Below are 1022 nucleotides of genomic sequence, written 5' to 3'. Positions count from 1 at the left end.
GCCGCGGCTGATACTTTGGCGATATGACGCAACAGGGCAATATCCTGCGAGCTGGCATCAAATTCGTAATTGGCAATCACCGAGCCGATAGGCTCCCCGCCCGGCATATCGTATTCCTGAGTGTAAGTCTGGAGATAAAAGCCGCTTTGGACGATTTCCGGCGCATCATCAAAATCCTGCCGTAAGTCGTCTTTAGTGACATCCAATAGGTCAATGCTGACGTTTTGACGAAAATCCGTCCGGTCAACCAAAAATTTCAGGCCACGCCAGGCGGATTCAACTTGCTGGAATGCCGGATGATGCATTACCACATCCAACTGACGGCTGATTTGGTGGTCCAGCTCGCCGATGTGGTTATCCAGCAAGGCTTTATCCAGCCGTTCGACTTTTTGCGCGGAGGCTTTTAACAGCGTGAGAAAAACGCTGACCGCCGCAGTCACCCGTTCATCCGCCGTGACATCCGCCAGCGCATCACTGCACTGAAAGCGGTCGATATCGCTCAGTTGTTCGACCGGCTGTAAATGGATTTTTTCAAACAAGGATTGATACACACTGCCTTCGGCGTAGGGTGTGGTTGCCGCAGCAGAAGCGGCCTGTTCTTGTACCGTCATCATATTTCTCCTGACTCAAATACCGCCATCATCAGAGGGCTTTCGGCGCCAGCGCAGCCAGTTCAGCCCGCAATTGATCGTTCAACGCGTCATCCTGGAGAATGTGCTCCAGCTCCCGGCGAAAGGTGGCGTTGTCAAGCAGGTTGGATCTCAGATCGCGCAATAAATTACGCATAGAAAGTAACGCCCGCAGTGGGGGAATTTGGCGGGCCACGTGTTCAGGATCGAAATCCTTTATTTGCTGGAAAGTGAGGGCGATATTTTCTTCACTGCCATTTTCAGCCAGGGTATTTTGAACCGTCAGGTTAAGCGCGGGGCTAAATTCAGCCATCACGCTGTCAAAGTTGTTTTTGTTAATAGACACTTTTTTTCTTTCCGAGAGTGGGCGCTGTTCTTGCCCATGACTGTAAT

2 protein-coding genes are annotated in these 1022 nt (G+C 51.3%); both read right to left on the bottom strand.

Features of this window, described 5'->3' with window-relative positions:
* Positions 1 to 611, bottom strand: a 611-nt coding sequence (locus tag ABR397_RS22795) for a type VI secretion system contractile sheath domain-containing protein (protein WP_350307699.1), incomplete at its 3' end; no start/stop codon positions are given.
* A 31-nt stretch (positions 612 to 642) separates the two neighbouring features.
* The coding region (gene tssB, locus ABR397_RS22790; RefSeq protein WP_350307698.1) for a type VI secretion system contractile sheath small subunit at positions 643 to 1022 on the bottom strand (380 nt) is incomplete at its 5' end.

The organism is Photorhabdus viridis, from assembly GCF_040256935.1.
GTDB lineage: Bacteria > Pseudomonadota > Gammaproteobacteria > Enterobacterales > Enterobacteriaceae > Photorhabdus > Photorhabdus viridis.
This window is presented reverse-complemented; position numbering and strand designations above follow the sequence as displayed.